Origin of the sequence: Ruminococcus sp. 5_1_39BFAA (assembly GCF_964240875.1) — a bacterium.
GTDB lineage: Bacteria > Bacillota > Clostridia > Lachnospirales > Lachnospiraceae > Blautia_A.
On the sequence record NZ_CAXSVO010000048.1, the window covers coordinates 1 to 17,364 of the forward strand.

Annotated in this window: 15 protein-coding genes; 1 reads left to right on the forward strand and 14 read right to left on the reverse strand. The window is 46.6% G+C overall.

Annotated elements, in window-relative coordinates:
• Positions 1 to 377: 377 nt before the first annotated feature.
• The 6 genes from ACESZH_RS22770 to aroD form a co-directional block, all read right to left on the reverse strand.
• Positions 378 to 809 (reverse strand): ACT domain-containing protein, encoded by a 432-nt coding sequence (locus ACESZH_RS22770; protein WP_373219290.1) that lies wholly within the window; start codon positions 807 to 809, stop codon positions 378 to 380.
• Positions 810 to 832: 23 nt separating this feature from the next.
• Positions 833 to 2,140: a phenylacetate--CoA ligase family protein gene (locus ACESZH_RS22775; protein ID WP_373219292.1), complete on the reverse strand. Its 1,308-nt coding sequence runs from the start codon at positions 2,138 to 2,140 to the stop codon at positions 833 to 835.
• Between the two features lie 206 nt (positions 2,141 to 2,346).
• On the reverse strand, positions 2,347 to 2,778 hold the full coding sequence (locus ACESZH_RS22780; protein WP_373219294.1) for a hypothetical protein: 432 nt from the start codon (positions 2,776 to 2,778) through the stop codon (positions 2,347 to 2,349).
• A gap of 234 nt (positions 2,779 to 3,012) precedes the next feature.
• Positions 3,013 to 3,744 carry an RNA polymerase sporulation sigma factor SigE gene (sigE, locus tag ACESZH_RS22785; RefSeq protein WP_373219296.1) on the reverse strand — a complete coding sequence of 244 codons (732 nt, stop codon included), beginning with the start codon at positions 3,742 to 3,744 and terminating at the stop codon, positions 3,013 to 3,015.
• 14 nt (positions 3,745 to 3,758) lie between these two features.
• Positions 3,759 to 4,604, reverse strand: coding sequence for a sigma-E processing peptidase SpoIIGA (locus tag ACESZH_RS22790; RefSeq protein ID WP_373219298.1), 846 nt, complete (start codon positions 4,602 to 4,604; stop codon positions 3,759 to 3,761).
• Positions 4,605 to 4,806: 202 nt separating this feature from the next.
• Positions 4,807 to 5,583, reverse strand: a complete 777-nt coding sequence (gene aroD, locus ACESZH_RS22795; protein WP_373219299.1) for a type I 3-dehydroquinate dehydratase — start codon at positions 5,581 to 5,583, stop codon at positions 4,807 to 4,809.
• 64 nt (positions 5,584 to 5,647) lie between these two features.
• Here aroD and ACESZH_RS22800 point away from each other — a divergent pair, with 64 nt between their 5' ends.
• Entirely contained in the window at positions 5,648 to 6,517 is an 870-nt protein-coding gene (locus tag ACESZH_RS22800) for a shikimate dehydrogenase (RefSeq protein WP_373219301.1), read from the forward strand.
• A gap of 46 nt (positions 6,518 to 6,563) precedes the next feature.
• Here ACESZH_RS22800 and thrS read toward each other — a convergent pair whose 3' ends face one another.
• The 8 genes from thrS to purB all read right to left on the reverse strand — a co-directional run bounded on the left by thrS (position 6,564) and on the right by purB (position 17,207).
• Positions 6,564 to 8,525, reverse strand: coding sequence for a threonine--tRNA ligase (gene thrS / locus ACESZH_RS22805; RefSeq protein ID WP_373219303.1), 1,962 nt, complete (start codon positions 8,523 to 8,525; stop codon positions 6,564 to 6,566).
• A gap of 476 nt (positions 8,526 to 9,001) precedes the next feature.
• On the reverse strand, positions 9,002 to 9,751 hold the full coding sequence (locus tag ACESZH_RS22810) for a YdcF family protein (protein WP_373219304.1): 750 nt from the start codon (positions 9,749 to 9,751) through the stop codon (positions 9,002 to 9,004).
• Positions 9,752 to 9,927: 176 nt separating this feature from the next.
• Positions 9,928 to 10,440: an SEC-C metal-binding domain-containing protein gene (locus tag ACESZH_RS22815; RefSeq protein ID WP_373219306.1), complete on the reverse strand. Its 513-nt coding sequence runs from the start codon at positions 10,438 to 10,440 to the stop codon at positions 9,928 to 9,930.
• Positions 10,441 to 10,696: 256 nt separating this feature from the next.
• Positions 10,697 to 11,512, reverse strand: coding sequence for an HAD family hydrolase (locus tag ACESZH_RS22820; RefSeq protein WP_373219308.1), 816 nt, complete (start codon positions 11,510 to 11,512; stop codon positions 10,697 to 10,699).
• Between the two features lie 155 nt (positions 11,513 to 11,667).
• Positions 11,668 to 12,948: an adenylosuccinate synthase gene (locus ACESZH_RS22825; RefSeq protein WP_373219310.1), complete on the reverse strand. Its 1,281-nt coding sequence runs from the start codon at positions 12,946 to 12,948 to the stop codon at positions 11,668 to 11,670.
• A 199-nt stretch (positions 12,949 to 13,147) separates the two neighbouring features.
• A complete protein-coding gene (locus ACESZH_RS22830; RefSeq protein WP_373219311.1) occupies positions 13,148 to 15,121 on the reverse strand; it encodes a DUF2207 domain-containing protein in 1,974 nt (657 codons plus the stop codon).
• 24 nt (positions 15,122 to 15,145) lie between these two features.
• On the reverse strand, positions 15,146 to 15,700 hold the full coding sequence (locus ACESZH_RS22835) for a LemA family protein (RefSeq protein WP_373219313.1): 555 nt from the start codon (positions 15,698 to 15,700) through the stop codon (positions 15,146 to 15,148).
• 73 nt (positions 15,701 to 15,773) lie between these two features.
• Positions 15,774 to 17,207, reverse strand: a complete 1,434-nt coding sequence (purB, locus tag ACESZH_RS22840; protein ID WP_373219315.1) for an adenylosuccinate lyase — start codon at positions 17,205 to 17,207, stop codon at positions 15,774 to 15,776.
• Between the last annotated feature and the right edge of the window lie 157 nt (positions 17,208 to 17,364).

The window sequence follows — 17,364 nt, forward strand, 5'->3', positions numbered from 1 at the left end:
ATCAAGTGCTCTGTGTATAAAAGAATTTTCGAGAATCGTATGTGTTTCACTGTTTAGTTATCAAGGTTCTCTGTCTTTTCGACAGCTTATTTAGATTACCACATCTTCCAACATCTGTCAACAACTTTTTTTAGGTTTTTTAAACTTTTTTGTTGTTTTCTGTGGTGTTCCTGCCGTTCTGTTTGACAGCCTGTTTACTCTATCATGTATTCAGTCATTTGTCAACAGTTAATTTTATTTTTCTGAAATCTTTTTTATTTTTCAGCATCTCAGAAGCAATTATTTCCGACAGCCAGATTAATCTACCACAAACTAATCTGGCTGTCAAGCACCTTTTTCGACAAAAATCGAAAACTTCAGCAAAAACTTACTGGCAATTACAAATCCACCAATTCATCCTGGCAAACCGGTCTGATGTTGTTTGACTGCAGGACCTCGATTGCCTTCTGGTTATCTTCCACACGGAAGATCATACAAGCCTGCCCCTTCTTCGGAGTAGTAAAGGCATACATATATTCCATATTCACTCCATTATCGCCCAATGTGCGGATAACCTTGGAAAGTCCGCCTGGCTCATCCGGGATTACAACTGCCAGAACCTTTGTAATGGAAAATACATATCCTGCATCCTTTAAAATAGTGGAAGCATTATAAACATCATCAACGATCACTCGCACAATGCCGAAATCTGCTGCTTCTGCCAGCGACAGGGCACGCATATCGATATTATTAGCAGACAGGATATCGGAAAACTCAGCAAGCTTGCCGGGTTTGTTTTCCAGAAATACGGAAATCTGTTTTACTGTCATGTGAAATCTCCTCCTTTACAGTTTTACTGTTTATACAGGTTACGTTTGTCAATTACACGCACGGCTTTGCCTTCACTTCTGGTGATTGCCTTTGGATTGACAAGTTTCACTTTTGCATAAATACCCAGCATTGCCTTCAGCGCATCTACCAGTTCTTTTTCTTTTGCAGATACAACGCTCAGGCTGTCAGAGAACATTTCAGCAGTCATTTCTACCTGAACCTCAATAGTATCGCTGTTGTTTACACGGTCTACAATAATCTGGTAATTTGCCGGATAACCTTTATTCATAAGAACAGTCTCAATCTGGGACGGGAATACATTTACGCCCTTTACAATAAGCATATCATCACTTCTGCCCAAAGGCTTGGTCATTTTCACATGGGTTCTTCCACATGGACACTTTTCTCTGCTCAGAATGCAGATATCACGGGTTCTGTAGCGCATTAATGGGAAAGCCTCTTTTGTAATGCTGGTGAACACAAGCTCGCCCTTCTCGCCGTCCGGAAGCACTTCTCCCGTTTTCGGATTAATAACCTCCGCAATAAAATGATCCTCATTTACGTGCATACCGGTCTGTGCGGAGCATTCGAAGGAAACCCCAGGGCCGGAAATCTCTGTCAGTCCGTAAATATCATACGCTTTGATACCAAGCTTTTCTTCTATATCATGGCGCATCTCCTCTGTCCACGCTTCCGCACCAAAGATGCCGGCTTTCAGCTTGATCTGGTCACGAAGTCCACGCTCAATGATGCTCTCCGCAAGATATGCCGCATAGGACGGTGTACAGCAAAGGATCGTGGAGCCAAGGTCTGTCATAAACTGGATCTGTCTCTCTGTATTTCCTGATGACATAGGAAGTGTCAGGCATCCCACCTTATGAGAACCGCCGTTTAATCCGGGACCACCTGTAAAAAGCCCATATCCGTAGCTGACATGACATACATCTTCATTGGTTCCTCCAGCGGCCACAATCGCTCTGGCGCAGCAATCCTCCCAAAGGTCTAAATCATGCTGGGTATAAAACGCCACAACGCGCCTGCCAGTCGTTCCGCTGGTAGACTGGATACGCACACAGTCTTTTAAAGGACGTGCAACCAAGCCATATGGATATGCCTCTCTCAGATCATCCTTTGTTACAAATGGAAGCTTATGTAAATCATCAACAGTCTTGATGTCACCAGGCTCAACGCCCATCTCCTCCATTTTCTTTCTGTACATGGGCACGTTCTCCCATACATTCTGCACTTGCTTTACCAGTCGTTCACTCTGCCACTCCCGAATCTGCTCGCGGGAGGCACATTCAATCTCAGGCTGATAATATCTCTCCATATTTCCGATTCCTTTCTCTGTATTTTTTCGCCGCCAGGCACAAACTGTATAGAATAACTATATCACGATAAGCCCTCAACGTAAACAAAAATTTGTATAATTCCGCGCATTTTTTATGCAATTTGTACATTTTGCTCATAGAGTTCATGAACTGACAGCCTTATAGAAAGGACCGCTGCTTGTCCAGATGCAGCGGTCCTGGGTGATCAAAGAAATTCTTTTAATTTTTCTATATTTTTTTCTTCATAATCTTTTAAGTCTTCCATTAATTTACGCACATTCTTTTCCACGTCCTTTTCATACTGACGGATATTTTTGATTGCTTCTGTCACGCCCATGCTGCTCCCCTGGATCAGCATTTTGGCAATGTGGGAAGAAGTGGTATCCGTCATTGTCTGCATATTCACCATCAGATAAGTTCTGATCTTTTCAAAAGTATTCAGCCCTTTCTCATCAAAACCATTCTGATTCAAAAGCTTTCTTGCCTCGCTGTGAAATTTTTCATACCCTTCCAGTTGCTTTTCCAGGTACGCTTTCAGGGCATTGTCATCCGTCATCCCTATGATCTGCTGCAGTGTGTCCACACCCATCTGCGAATTTTGATATACATAATTTAAAAGCTCAGCATTTGCATTCATTTTTCTGTCTCCTTTTTTCGTTAGGGTGCACGTTTTTTGAAAAAATATGCAACAGTAAAGCGGACATTCGCATTCCGCTTTGCTACATGCTCATGAACGCAGGTCGCTGCGCGACTTGCGTTCAAAAACGCGGTTTTCCGAATAAGTCTCTTCCGAAAACCGCGCTTTTATTCCCACGGGCAATGAGTCAAGCGTGTGTCCTGCACACGCATTTGACTATGCCCTCAACGTATTTTATTCGTACTTCACAATTTCCTTTTTCAGACGTTTCATGATCCGCTTTTCTAAGCGGGAAATGTAGGATTGGGAAATTCCCAGAAGGTCAGCAACTTCTTTCTGTGTTTTTTCACGTCCTTCTGCCCGTCCCAGTCCAAAACGAAGCTTAATAATGGTCTGCTCCCTCGGAGTCAGCTTGGCTATCGCTTTTCCTAAAAGGGTAATTTCCACCTCGTCCTCCAATCTCCTGGAGATCACATCCTCATCTGTTCCCAGAATGTCAGACAGCAGCAGTTCATTCCCGTCCCAATCTACATTCAATGGCTCATCAATGGAAACCTCCATCTTCGTCTTGCTGTTTCGCCGCAGGTACATAAGGATTTCATTCTCAATGCAGCGTGAAGCATACGTTGCCAGCTTGATCTTTTTCACCGGATCAAAGGTATTGATGGCCTTGATCAGCCCGATGGTTCCTATGGAAATCAAGTCCTCTACACCCACTCCGGTATTATCAAACTTCTTCGCAATATAGACCACCAGCCTGAGATTATGCTCGATCAGCACTGCTTTTGCCTCTTTTTCCTTCTCTGTCTCAAGCAGCTCAATGACCTGTGCCTCCCGCTCAGACTCAAGCGGCGGAGGCAGAATGTCATTCCCACCAATATAATAAAGCTCCCTGGGCCGGTTTAATACAAGCCTGGACAGGACCTGAAATGGATAATAATTAATGTTCGCTGCTGCTCTGTTCATAGATGTGACCCCTCCTAATGCAATAAATTGGAATTCAAAAGTACCGTGTACTCCTTTCCCAAAGCGGAGGGTTCAAAGGACAGCGCAAGCACTGGATCTGCAATATGAACCGCCTCTTTGGGAGTCAAAATACAAAGGTCCTCCAACGTGACTGCCAGCAGCATTCCTTCGCTTCCCACCGTTTTGTACGGCAAAAGTCGAGGATGCAGCCCGGCAAGCTCTGTACTTTCCAGCTCCCCTGGGTTCTCTTGCAGGTGCTTCAGTTTGTCTACCAATTCTCCGGACAGCATTGCTTCCAAAATTTCAGGTTTCACGATAGAAACCGGTCCGCCGTTTATTGGGTCTGACAAAAGGTTTCCCGTGTCATAAAGCCCATAAGACGACTGTACTTTTCCCTGATAAGACAGGGTTATGGGGTAGATGCTTTTCCGCCGTGTATAAAAAGAGTCGGACAAAAAAACAAGCGCAGTAAGGCCAAGGTAGGTCCCGGCAGCAAAAAGCAGAAACGTCTGCGGCGTCACGCCTTTGCTGGCCACAACCTCCCAAAAACCGCCTATGAGAAACGCTGTCAGGTAAAGAGTCAGCAGTCCCTTTAACAACAGGCCGTCCTTTTTCAGTCCGCATCCAAATGTCAGCATTCCCACAGCACAGGCTCCGTGCAGAAGAATGATGACCGGAAGAAAATCACCCGTAGGTACATAGAGAATGAGGCAGGAAAACAGGGCGCCAATGGCCGCCGCAAGAAGGTTCCTCTTACGGCTTCCCCTGCAGTAAAAAACCATTCCCACAATGCGCAGAAGAATATAATCCATTAAGAGATTCGTCACAAAGACTAAATCTATGTATACCGTGTAATACATAAAAACCCCCTATGACCTGTCAATCCTTCACTTTGGTAAGTGTGCTCATTATAAGGTCATAGGGGGTGCGAATTTTGTCAAAACAGGGCTCAAAAACCTAAGAATTTCTCGTGATTTCTCGCATTGCTTCGACAGTGTTTTTCGATTTTATGTAAACCAATCAATTATTTTAAACAGCTATAAAGACAGCCTGAATATGACTTCAATCCAGCTTTTCCTGGTTCTTTTCGTGAAGTGCATCCATCATCATGCGCAGCTCTTTAATGGGAAACTGTCCCGGCGCAGAGGCAGCGCCAACGGTTCCAAAGGTAACACAGGAGCCGAAATTTTCACCGGAAATGCGGCTCATAGAGCCAATCTGTCCCATAGCCATAGAGATTAACGGCTTGTCTGTAATCTGGGACATTTCCTTTGTAGCCTGCATAATTGCAGCCACATCCTCGAATTCATCCGGCATCACTGCGATCTTCAGAATGTCAGCGCCTGACTGTTCCATGGTCTTAAAGCGTTCCAGCAGAACCTCCTTGCTGTCCGTCTTTTCAAAGTCATGGGAGGATGCGATAACCTTTGCGCCTAATGCCTGGAGTCCGGCCACAAGAGCTTTTTTTTCTGTCTCATCGCCAAAAACCTCAACGTCCACAAGGTCCGCTTTTCCCGTCTTCGCAGCAGCCAGATTATAGTTTACATAATCCTTTGTCAAAATCTGTCGGTTTCCGCCTTCGGCTTTTGTGCGGATGGTGAACAAAAGGGGAATCTGTCCCAAAATGTCGCAAAGCTTGCTTAATACGTCCTCTGTTTTTGACCTGTCAGACAGATCCTCGTAAAAATCCGCACGCCACTCAACCATGTCTGCGGCCGCCTTCACTGCAGCCGTCGCCTGGGCACAGATTTCCTCTGCCCGGTCAGCGGTCAGGGGAACACAGATTTTCGGTATGCCCTGACCTAATATGAGGTTTTTGATCTGTATGGGTTTTGTCATTTCTTGACATCTCCTTTTTATTAGAATAGAATGTATATATCATTTTTTTCGGAGGTATATCACCATGATCCCAATCACCGGACATACACGCCTGACTGCCCTGCTGGGAAGCCCTGTTGCCCACAGTATTTCACCTATGATGCACAATGAGTCCTTCCGGCTTCTTGGTCTTGATTATGTATATTTATGCTTTGATGTAAATGAGACTTCTCTTACCGCCGCTGTGGAAGGGCTGAAAGCCTGCAATATCCGCGGCTTTAACCTTACCATGCCGAATAAGAATAAGGTTGTGGAGCTTTTGGATGAGCTTTCCCCTGCTGCCAGACTAATCGGAGCGGTCAATACCGTAGTAAATGATGACGGCAAGCTGACAGGGTACAATACAGACGGCGTAGGCTACATGCAGTCTGTTAAAGATGCCGGATACGATATCACCGGAAAAGCCATTACCGTTATGGGTGCCGGAGGAGCTGCCACCGCTATCTGTGCTCAGGCTGCACTGGATGGAGTAGAGACTATTCATATTTTTGCCAGAAGGACAAGCCGTTTCTGGGAACGCACGGAAAAACTGGTGGAGAATATCAACACCACCCTGCCCTGCCGCGCTGTTCTCCATGAAAACGAAGATAAGAAGGCGCTTAAAGAGGCTGTTTCCCAAAGCGCCCTGCTTCTCAACGCTACTTCCGTGGGCATGGCTCCTAATATCGATGCCTCTATCGTCAGCGATACCGCTCTTTACCGCCCGGATCTGATCGTATCGGATGTTATCTATAATCCAAGGGAAACCCGGTTTCTGCGGGAAGCAAAGGAGGCTGGATGCCGCACCTTCAACGGTATGTACATGCTGCTTTACCAGGGCGCAGAGGCATTCCGTCTATGGACCGGACAGGATATGCCCGTACAGGAGATCAAAGCAAAATATTTTTCCGAGTAGATTTTTAATTACAGTAAAGGGGCTGCTGCATGCAGCCCCTTCTTCATTACTTGGATTCTTCCTGAACCTCAATTTTGCGGATCACTTTATTCTTAATTTCCTCTTTGATCGCTCCGATGAATCCTCCAAGCTCCTTCATGCCCTCATCTCCAAGGTAACGGCTTCTTACGGATACTTTTCCTTCTTCCTCTTCCTTTGCGCCTACAATCAGCATATAAGGTACTCTCGCAAGACGTGCCTCACGGATCTTGTAGCCCATCTTTTCAGAACGCTGGTCAACGGAGCATCTGATATTCTCATCCTTTAACTGTGCCTCAACCTTTGCTGCATAATCGTGATATTTCTCAGAAATCGGAATAATACGAACCTGCTCCGGGCAAAGCCATGTTGGGAACATTCCTGCATATTTCTCAATCAGCCATGCAAGGGTTCTCTCATAGCATCCCATAGAAGTACGGTGAATGATATACGGGCGTTTCTTGCTGCCGTCCTCATCAATAAAGTACATGTCAAACTGCTCTGCAAGAAGAGCATCCCACTGAATGGTGATCATGGTATCTTCTTTTCCGTATACGTTTTTGGCATTGATATCTACCTTCGGTCCATAGAAAGCAGCCTCTCCTACATCTTCTGTAAATGGAATATTCAGTTCCTGAAGCATAGTCCGGATATGTCCTTCTGTCTCCTCCCATACTTCCGGCTCACCGATATATTTCTCTCTGTTGTTCGGATCCCATTTGGAAAGATGGTAGGTAACATCCTCCTCAACGCCCAGTACCTGGAGACAATACTGTGCAAGTGCGATACAGTCTTTAAATTCTTTTACCATCTGATCCGGTCTGACGATCAGGTGTCCCTCGGAAATGGTAAACTGACGAACACGAGTCAGCCCGTGCATTTCGCCGGAATCCTCATTACGGAACAGGGTAGATGTCTCGCCGTAGCGCAGAGGCAGGTCACGGTAGCTGTGCTGCTCAGATTTATACACATAATACTGGAATGGGCAGGTCATTGGACGAAGTGCATATACCTCTTTATCCTTTTCCTCATCACCCAGTACAAACATTCCTTCTTTATAGTGATCCCAGTGACCGGAAATCTTGTAGAGATCGCTCTTTGCCATGAGAGGTGTTTTCGTTCTCACATAGCCTCGTTTTGTCTCCTCGTCCTCAATCCAGCGCTGCAGCTCCTGGAGCATAATGACACCGTTTGGCATCAGCAGCGGCAGACCCTGGCCGATCACATCAACCGTTGTAAAGATCTTCATCTCACGGCCAAGCTTATTGTGATCGCGCTTTTTAGCTTCCTCCATCTGCTCAAGATGTGCTTTTAATTCATCCTTGGAAGCATATGCGGTTCCGTATACACGGGTAAGCATCTGGTTTTTCTCGCTGCCTCTCCAGTATGCACCGGAAGCGGAAAGAAGCTTGAATGCTTTTACGCCTTTTGTGCTCATCAGGTGAGGGCCGGCACACAGATCAACCCAATCGCCCTGGGAGTAGAAGGAAATCTCTGCGTCCTCGGGAAGGTCCTGGATAAGCTCTACCTTGTACGGCTCGTTTTTCTCCTGGAAGAATGCGATCGCCTCTTCTCTGGATTTTGTATAGCGCTCGATCTTTGCGCCTTTTTTTATGATCTTCTTCATCTCTTTTTCGATCGCATCCAGATCCTCGCGGGAAAATGGAGGGCATTCGAAATCATAATAGAAGCCAGTATCAATGGAGGGTCCGATCGCAACCTTTGCATCCGGATATAAAGTCTGAACTGCCTCAGCCAAAACGTGGGATGCAGTATGACGAAGGGCTGCCAGGCCTTTCTCGTCTTTTGCTGTCAGAATGTTTACTTCACAGTCGCTGTCAACTACAGTACGGAGGTCAACTACTTCCCCGTTTACTTCTCCTGCACATGCTGCCCGTGCAAGTCCCTCGCTGATGTCATAGGCAATGTCGATGATGGATTTTGCTTCTGCGTATTCTTTTTTGGAACCATCTTTCAGTGTGATAATCATTGTTCTTTCTCCTTTTACTAAAAATTAGATAAGTTACTGCAGGGGCGGGCATATGTGGAAATAAAAAGTGTGCGCATTCTCGCAGCGTAAGCTGCATTTTTTGTTTCAAAGGAAAGTTCAGCAAGTTTTCACACAGAACAAACTGGAGTACTTTTCTTTGAAATAAAAAATCCCTTACAATGCGTCTGCACTGTAAGGGACGAGTTCTTCCTGCTCGCGGTTCCACCCTGCTTGCTATGGCATACATTTTCGTATGGGTCATAGCCACTTATTTGATGATAACGGAATCACCGGACCGGATTGGGGCCACTCGGAGTTGGTCTTCGGCTGCTTCCCGATAAGGCAATTCCACCTCTCTGCCTCTCTCTGAAACGTTCCACAGCTTACTCGTCTCGTCAACGTGTTTGCTTATTTGCTATGCTCCTCATTATATATTCCCAAATTCTGTTTGTCAATGGATGGAAACAAAAGAATTTTTACGAAATGTTTCCCGCCAGTTTTTCTTTTACCAGAGCAAAGACCTCCCGTACCACATAGTGAAGCTGCATGATGGGATCAGAAGGGGCTGCCACACCCTCCGGCGAGGTGTAACCCAGCTTCCTTGCCAGCTTTACGGCGCGGCATATGTGGAAATTGTTGGAGAGTATCCCGGTACGGGCGGTTCCGCAGCCGGTCAGCTCATCAGAAAATTTCAGGTTTTCTTTTGTGGTTGTGGATTTTTCCTCCAGGATCAGCCGCTGCCCGGGGATTCCATGTGCTGTCAGGTATTCTTCCATACATTTCGCTTCGGTGATATCCTCGCCGGAGCCCTGACCGCCGGAAAGGATCAGGATGGTTTCCGGGTTTTCCTGCGCGTATTCAGCGGCCTTGTCCAGACGTTTTTTCAGTGCCCGGGAAGGCTTGTCGCCTTTCACCTGGGCGCCCAGGACGATCACATATTCCAGATTTTTGCTGCCTTGGGAATACATTCCTTTTATTATTCCTGTGCTGATGAACAGGAAAAGAAGGATGCCTGCCCCTATCACGACAAGGATGGGGCAGCGCAGCCAGGTCGGGATGATGCTGGGATGGCGTGTTTCGCAGCGGATTAATGCACCGATGCCGGAAAGGGCGGCGGCTGCCAGCAGCCAGATCCAGGCGAAATCGGCGGTAAGGCCGGCGTATAGGATAATTAATATGTAGTATATTAGGCATAGGGTGCCTGTGGTAAAGCATATTGTGGACATTTTTATCTCCTCTAAAAGATGCGAGGGGGCAATCTCAGAGAGCGAAGGCCGAATGCCCCCTCGCGCTCCCCCTGTTGGCCCGCTTGAAAAAACGGAAATTTCTTTGCATTTTGTTATATTCGTTATTAAGGGAGTGATGAAAAAAATGGGCTGCCGGTTGGGCAGTCCATTTTTATTTAGTTTCTGCCGCAGCAGAATTTGTATTTTTTGCCGCTGCCGCATGGACATGGGTCGTTGCGGCCGATTTTGTGTGCTTTTACTACGGTGCCGGATTTTTTCTGCTCAAGGTAAAGCTCTTTCTTTCTTTCAGCGGTGAAGATTTCGTTCCACTGGGGAAGCTCGTACAGCCAGTCAGCTTTTGCGTCTACCATGTTTTTGTACAGGAGTTCTTTGTCAAAGCAAAGGCTTACGGTTGTATTTTCATCCATGGTCTCGATGGGGTTTGGAATCTTCAGGCTGTCGTTGATGCCGTCCAGGAAACCAACCATGGTCAAAACATCCTGTCCATATTTTTCAGCAAGCTCTTTTACAGTTCCGGTCACAACCTCATCCGGATTGTTCAGAAGCTGCTCGTAAATGCCTTTTTCAATATTAAAATAATTTGCCCAGAATCTCTGAAGCTTATTTTTGTCTGCCTGCTGGTCATAGGCGATTGCACGCCACTGCTCTAAAATGGTCTTATCGCTCATTTCTTAAATCCTCTTTTCAAAAAAATTTCGTAAGTATGCCGTTTCACAGCTTATAATAGTATAGCACCTTTTGTATGAAAACACAAATCATATTTTTTTCGCCTTTCATGTATAAACAGGATCCAAAATGCCCATACTATAATTGTTCATTGGAACCCCCTTCAATGATACACACGAAAGAAAAAATAAAAAATAACTTATATCCTCCCCTGAAGCGCGGAAGACTTGCATCATGCAGGTTTTCCGCGTTTCCCTTTTATTTTACGCCAAGCTTTTCCAGCTCTGCGGCTGCCTGTTTAAAGTTTTTAAAACAGATTGCATGGATTCCCAGACTTCTGGCAGTCTGACAGTTCTCCTCCCTGTCGTCCAGGAAAACGCTCTCCTCCGGATTCAGATTGTATTCCGTGAGAAGGGTCTTATAGATATCCGGCTCCGGTTTGATCTGCTTTACCTTGCATGAAAAAACAATGCCGTCCATATATTTTAAAAATGTCATCATGGGGCGTGTCTGCTCCAATGTGTATTCACAATAATTGGACAGGATAAAAAGATGGTAGCCCTGGCTTTTCAGGTATTTTGTCCAGGTTTCCGCATAATCCAACGTAAAGATCGTTTTAGCGGTATTCTCCAGTACCTTCCTTACGTCTTCCTTATACTGAGGAACGGCTTCCTGAAATCTTCTGATATACTCTTCCTCCGTCAGTTCCCCTCGGTCACGTTCATTCCAAAGCGGGCTGAGAAAAATATTTTCAGCCATAGCACGATATTCCTCTTCCGGGAAGCCAAAGCTTTTCAGATAACCCTCCCAGTCGAATTTTACAAGCACCTGCCCTACATCAAAAATAATATTTTTCATGCTGCTTTTCGTCTCCTTATTTTTCTTATTCAACAATCCAAACACCATCCAGAACGCATATGCCAGAACCGGCACGATAATCACGATCCCGATGGATGCCCGGAACATCCCTTCCGATCCTTCCCCGCTTCCGAAGGCAAAGATCATGGGAAGACAGCATACGGCAAGCAGGATGATAATTCCCAGGATTGCTGCAGCTCTTTTTAAATTCTTCATACTTCCTCCAGATATAACAAAATGTGCGCCTGGCGCGCTCGCGCCGGAGCGCAGCTGCGCCATAATATTAAGAATAGCGCCGGAGAACTTCTCCGGCGCATATCATTGTCCTTCCGGGCAGCAGATCATTGCTCGCCGCACGGCGCTCTCAACGATTATTTGTTTCTGTAAATAATATCGTTTCTTCCCGGTCCGTTGGAGATCATAGTGATCGGGAATCCAATCTTTTCTTCTACAAACTCAATGTATTTGCGGCAATTCTCCGGAAGCTCCTCGTAGTTCTTGATTCCGCGGATCTCACACTTCCAGCCCGGCAGTGTCTCCAGAACCGGTTTTGCTTTTTCCAGTTTTGCTGTGGTCGGGAACTCATCCGTTACCTCTCCGTCGATCTCGTATCCTACGCAAACCGGTATTTCATCCAGATAACCCAGGACATCCAAAACCGTAAATGCAACGTCTGTTGTACCCTGCAGACGGCATCCGTATTTGGACGCAACGCAGTCAAACCAGCCCATACGTCTGGGGCGTCCGGTTGTAGCGCCGAACTCGCCGCCATCGCCGCCTCTTCTTCTCAGCTCATCTGCCTCGTCCCCGAAGATTTCGGAAACAAAAGCACCTGCGCCCACTGCACTGGAGTATGCCTTGCAGACTGTGATGATCTTCTTGATCTCATACGGCGGAACGCCTGCTCCAATGGCTCCATATGCAGCCAGTGTGGAAGAAGACGTAACCATGGGATAAATACCGTGATCCGGGTCTTTTAAGGTTCCAAGCTGTCCTTCCAGCAGAACCTCTTTGCCCTCCTTCAATGCTTTGTTCAGATACAGTGAAACATCACATACGTATGGCTCCACCATCTTCTTATATTCCATCAGCTCTGCAAACAGCTCATCCGGATTCAGAAGCGGCTTGTGGTACAAATGCTCCAGAAGCACATTCTTTGTCTCGCATACACTTACCAGCTTTTCCTTTAAGCGGTCTTCATCAAACAGCTCACTTACCTGGAAACCAATTTTTGCATATTTATCGGAATAAAATGGTGCAATACCTGATTTCGTTGATCCAAAGGATTTTCCACCAAGACGTTCTTCCTCGTACTGGTCAAAAAGGATGTGGTACGGCATCACCATCTGCGCTCTGTCTGAGATCAGAATCTTCGGAGCCGGTACGCCTCTGCTTACAATCTCGTTATATTCCTTAAAAAACACCGGAATGTTCAGTGCCACGCCATTGCCAATCACGCTTGTGGTATGGTCGTAGAATACACCGGACGGAAGTGTGTGAAGTGCGAATTTACCATAATCATTTACAATGGTATGTCCTGCATTTGCGCCTCCCTGGAATCTTACGATAATGTCAGCTTCCTGAGCCAGCATGTCGGTAATTTTGCCTTTTCCCTCGTCTCCCCAGTTTGCTCCAACTACTGCTTTGATCATAACACTTTGTTCCTCCTCGTGTTCTCTCTGTCATACAGCCAGCCAAACGGCTATGCTGCTGCAATCTATGAATTCACCGGTCTCCCGGAAATCCAGCTTATCTCAATATTCCGGCACCGTGGTCTGTACCGCTTTGCCGGCTTTCCGTGCCGCGATCCGCACCGCCTTACCAGTTTCCCGTGCCGTGACCCGCACTGCCTTACCAGCTTCCGCCGCCTCCACCGCCGAAACCGCCTCCTGAAAAGCCGCCTCCCGAGCTTCCGCCCGAAAAGCCTCCCCCCGAACTGCCCCCGGAGATCTCAGGAGTCTTTACCATTGTCAGCGTGTTGCTTATGGTATCCATGTTCCGCATCATCATTCTGTTAAAATGATAGTAATTCCAATATCCATAATGGGGTTCGCAGCCCACATACCATTCCGGTGCCGGAATTGCCAGCTCCTCCAGCCTTTTTGCAAAAACATCGGAAAGTCCAAACACATAAGTATAGGGCAGAACATGATAAAACCACTGCGGATTTTCCTCTGCCATGGCTTTCATCCTGTCAAGCTCCGCAGTCTCAATAAACTCCCGAAGCCCGATCAGACGGCCCATCCATTCTGCACATACCGCAGTCCGTTTTTTCATAAAGGCAGACAGGTATACGCAGATAACCGTTGCGACCCCGCAGACTGCAAGCGGGACAATAAAATCAAACACCTTATTCTCTGAAATCTGCTGGTAATAGCTGCTTGCGATTCCGGCGATCCCGATCATCACAAGACCGATTCCAACTGCTGCCGTCCCATTTCGCCCGGCTCTTGTCCTTGCATGCCATTTATCCACAATATAACAGAAAACAAAGATTCCGGCAATGACAAATATCCAAGACAACAGATAAAGCAGTATGCCTCCGGTGCTTATATCCGATAAAACTGTGACTGCCACGGTAAAGGCGGTCATTGGAACGATAGTAAGTATCACACATACCACCTGTGATACCTGGGATGCAGTCGTATAAAGCCCGCCCCGCACTTTCACAAAATCCTTTACCTGGGATTTGGCCGTCTCAATGGTTTCCGCACACTTATATTTCAGACTTTTCACCTTCACGCTGTCGCCCCTTTTAAAAAGCCTTTCAAAAAAGGTCTTTTCGTATTTGGGAGCATCGTCCGGAAGAGGCAGCTCCGTTTTGTGCAGGATAAGATTTTTCTTATCTGTCTCTTCAATGGTTAAATGACCTCTGTCCGCCCAGTAAAGGATCAGGGAAATGATATCCTTGTTTTCCACACTGCCATCAATAATATACCCAACTGCCGCACTGTCAAGGTCCACCGGCGGCTGAAACTGCACAGACGGAATGATCTCCCTGTCTCTGCCAAACAAAAAGAACAGGATCACCGTAACAAGAAGCACCGCTGCGCCAATCACGATCAGCACCAGATCGTATCTTGCGATCAGATTCTCTTTGGTAAAATATCCTTCTCCCAGATCTGCATACATGGTAATGCCGCTGCCCAGATTAAGGCTCTGTTTCAGGGTTCCGCTTAAGATATTATCCTGCCATTCCACATCCAGAATGTCCATGGCGCTTTTGCTCTCGCCATAAGCGCCATAATACAGTTCAAGCTTATCATGGTCAAAGCTTTTTGGAAACCGGATGTTAAAACGGCTTCCTTCCGGAATCTCATTCTGCCAGTTAAGAGGGAACAGATTGTAATAGGCGCAGGTAATGCCTTTCTCCTGAAACTTCGGCGTCAGCGTATATTCCAGCTTATAAGTCTGTTTTCCATATACCGTGCTGTCCTCATCGCCCAGGCGCATCACAAAAAAGCCGCCGTCCGTTTCCGTACTGACCGGAGCACTGCACGCCAAAAGCTCTGCCGATGCATAATAAGGCGTTCTTTTTCCCTGCTGATCCTGTATATATCCCTTTATGGGTATATAGCGATAGATTCCATGGCGGCGTTCCAGCATGTCTACCGTTATGGTTTCATAAATATGGTAGCTGTTATCCTCACCCACATCGATATCCACCCGGTAGCTGTCTGTCCGCATATGATCGTCATATTCCACCTCACTGCGGGAATCTCCGATCCGATCAAAGATTCCTCCTATTCCAACCGAATAAAGGATGACCATCATCCACACAATAAGGCTTATTACAGAGGTTTTTCCTCTCTTTCTTCTCATCATCTGCCACCTCTGGTCCCCATCGCTTTAAAAGGAAACCTTTACATTCTCCCGTTCCGCATCGGAATTCACCTCATAAAGAGGCTTTCTCTGAAAACCAAACAGGTTTGCCACCAGATTCCCCGGGAACATCTCTGTTTTGGTATTATATTTGTTTACCACTCCGTTATAATAGCGGCGGGCTCCCGCAATCTCCTCTTCCACACGGGAAAGCTGATTCTGAAGGCTTAAAAAATTCTGGTTTGCCTTCAGATCCGGATAGCCCTCAGCCAGGGCAAACAGCGACTTCAATGTTCCGGAAAGAGCGTTGTCATTGGCAATTTTCTGCTCCGGCGTAGTAGAGCTCACCGCCTGGTTTCTGGCTTTTATAACAGCCTCCAGAGTCTGGCTTTCGTGCTTTGCATAGCCTTTTACCGTCTCCACAAAATTCGGGATCAGGTCGTAGCGTTTCTTCAGTGAAACGTCCATAGCGGAAAAGGCTTCCTCACTTTTATTCCGAAGCCTGATAAATCCGTTATAGGAGGAAATCAGCCATACCGCCAAAAGCAGGATGACAATTCCTACAATCGCAAGAAAAATCATATTTGTCTCCATTCTGCCCCTTTGGGGCGGTTTCAGCAGCATTTACTGCCGAAGTACAGATTCCTTACCGGAATCAAACATTGATCTCCGCTGTCATTCCCAACATCTCTTTGTGAGTATCCAGAACCGGCTGGACCACTTTTGCCAGGAAAGCGTCTGTCTGCTCCTTCGCTCTTCCCACGTATTTCTTTGGCTCCATGGTCTTCTGCAGTTCTTCCAGGGTAAGGTTAAATGCCGGGTCTGCTGCGATCAGTTCCAGCAGATTGTTATCTTTTCCTTCTACTTTTACCGTTTTGCCTGCTTCCATGGAAAGCTCGCGGATGCGCTCATGAAGCTCCTGACGGTCCCCGCCTGCTTTTACAGCATCCATCATGATATTTTCCGTTGCCATAAAGGGCAGCTCTGCCATCATATGTTTTTCGATAACCTTCGGGTAAACCACAAGTCCATCCACAACATTTAAGCAGAGATCCAGGATTCCGTCGATTGCCAGGAAGCCTTCCGGAATGCTTAAACGCTTGTTTGCGGAATCATCCAGTGTTCTCTCAAACCACTGGGTGGCAGAGGTAATAGCCGGATTTAAGGCATCGATCATCACGTATCTGGAAAGGGAAGCAATACGCTCGCTTCTCATTGGATTTCTCTTATAAGCCATTGCAGAGGAACCGATCTGTGATTTTTCAAAAGGCTCTTCCACTTCTTTTAAATGCTGAAGAAGGCGGATATCATTGGACATCTTGTGCGCACTGGCTGCAATCCCTGCCAGAACATTCAGCACACGGGTGTCAACCTTGCGGGAGTAGGTCTGTCCGGATACAGGATAGCACTCCTCAAAGCCCATCTTCTGTGCAATCATTGGATCGATCTTGTCAATGGTCTCCTGGTCTCCATCAAACAGTTCCAAAAAGCTTGCCTGGGTTCCTGTGGTTCCCTTGGAGCCAAGAAGCTTCAGTGTTCCCAGCACATATTCCAGATCCTGAAGATCCATCAGGAATTCCTGTGTCCACAGTGTAGCACGTTTTCCCACAGTTGTAGGCTGTGCGGGCTGGAAATGAGTGAATGCCAGTGTTGGCTGCTCTTTGTATTTATCTGCAAATTTCGCCAGTTCCGCAATGACATTGACCAGCTTTTTCTGAACAAGCTTTAATGCCTCTGCCATTACGATAATGTCCGTATTATCACCCACATAGCAGGAGGTTGCCCCCAAATGGATGATCCCTTTTGCCTTCGGGCACTGCACGCCGTATGCGTACACATGGGACATTACATCATGACGCACTTCTTTCTCACGTGCCTTTGCCACATCGTAGTTGATGTCGTCCACGTGAGCCTTCATCTCGTCGATCTGTTCCTGAGTGATATTAAGACCAAGCTCCTTCTCGGTCTCCGCAAGGGCGATCCACAGCCTTCTCCATGTGCGGAATTTCATATCCTGTGAGAAAATGTACTGCATTTCCTTGCTGGCATAACGCTCTGATAACGGACTTGTATATCTGTCTGTACTCATCTTCGATCTCCTGTTTTTTCAAAAATTTTGTTACTGTTCACTGCGTTCACAGCAACAATTTTTCAACTTATGACGTAAAAATTATATAACATCGCAACTTCTTAAGCAAGACCCTGATGGAATTTTCCCAGGAATTCCTTCATACGGGCGTTATCTG

Excerpts from the sequence above, each read along its gene's own strand:
- ACESZH_RS22820 (WP_373219308.1), bottom strand. The coding sequence starts at position 11,512 with ATGAAGAATTTAAAAAGAGCTGCAGCAATCCTGGGAATTATCATCCTG.
- ACESZH_RS22800 (WP_373219301.1), top strand. The coding sequence starts at position 5,648 with ATGATCCCAATCACCGGACATACACGCCTGACTGCCCTGCTGGGAAGC.
- thrS (WP_373219303.1), bottom strand. The coding sequence starts at position 8,525 with ATGATTATCACACTGAAAGATGGTTCCAAAAAAGAATACGCAGAAGCA.
- ACESZH_RS22815 (WP_373219306.1), bottom strand. The coding sequence starts at position 10,440 with ATGAGCGATAAGACCATTTTAGAGCAGTGGCGTGCAATCGCCTATGAC.
- ACESZH_RS22835 (WP_373219313.1), bottom strand. The coding sequence starts at position 15,700 with ATGATTTTTCTTGCGATTGTAGGAATTGTCATCCTGCTTTTGGCGGTA.
- ACESZH_RS22825 (WP_373219310.1), bottom strand. The coding sequence starts at position 12,948 with ATGATCAAAGCAGTAGTTGGAGCAAACTGGGGAGACGAGGGAAAAGGC.
- purB (WP_373219315.1), bottom strand. The coding sequence starts at position 17,207 with ATGAGTACAGACAGATATACAAGTCCGTTATCAGAGCGTTATGCCAGC.
- sigE (WP_373219296.1), bottom strand. The coding sequence starts at position 3,744 with ATGAACAGAGCAGCAGCGAACATTAATTATTATCCATTTCAGGTCCTG.
- ACESZH_RS22775 (WP_373219292.1), bottom strand. The coding sequence starts at position 2,140 with ATGGAGAGATATTATCAGCCTGAGATTGAATGTGCCTCCCGCGAGCAG.
- ACESZH_RS22780 (WP_373219294.1), bottom strand. The coding sequence starts at position 2,778 with ATGAATGCAAATGCTGAGCTTTTAAATTATGTATATCAAAATTCGCAG.
- ACESZH_RS22810 (WP_373219304.1), bottom strand. The coding sequence starts at position 9,751 with ATGTCCACAATATGCTTTACCACAGGCACCCTATGCCTAATATACTAC.
- aroD (WP_373219299.1), bottom strand. The coding sequence starts at position 5,583 with ATGACAAAACCCATACAGATCAAAAACCTCATATTAGGTCAGGGCATA.
- ACESZH_RS22790 (WP_373219298.1), bottom strand. The coding sequence starts at position 4,604 with ATGTATTACACGGTATACATAGATTTAGTCTTTGTGACGAATCTCTTA.
- ACESZH_RS22770 (WP_373219290.1), bottom strand. The coding sequence starts at position 809 with ATGACAGTAAAACAGATTTCCGTATTTCTGGAAAACAAACCCGGCAAG.
- ACESZH_RS22830 (WP_373219311.1), bottom strand. The coding sequence starts at position 15,121 with ATGATGAGAAGAAAGAGAGGAAAAACCTCTGTAATAAGCCTTATTGTG.